The following is a 221-nucleotide window of genomic DNA, read 5'->3' on the forward strand; positions in this document are numbered from 1 at the left end:
ACCATTTCTCTAACATTCCTCTGCCAATCACGCTGTACAATGATCCCTTTCCTAACATATACATTAAACAAACCATTTTCAATCCTTGGCACTTCCACTCCCAATACCTCCCTCACATAATTCCCCCCCTCCCTCCCATAGTTAACAACAACATTACAATCACCCCCCACCTCCACCTTCCCCCATTCCACAATCCCATTAATCATACCATTATTTCTCCT

At 43.4% G+C, this 221-nt stretch carries 1 pseudogene; it reads right to left on the minus strand.

The annotated features are described in order from the left end of the window. A pseudogene (locus FS628_RS31120) lies at positions 1–206 on the minus strand (cupin domain-containing protein); the annotation flags it as partial. Positions 207–221: the final 15 nt, after the last annotated feature.

Source organism: Paenibacillus xylanexedens (assembly GCF_007676705.1).
Lineage (GTDB): Bacteria > Bacillota > Bacilli > Paenibacillales > Paenibacillaceae > Paenibacillus > Paenibacillus xylanexedens_C.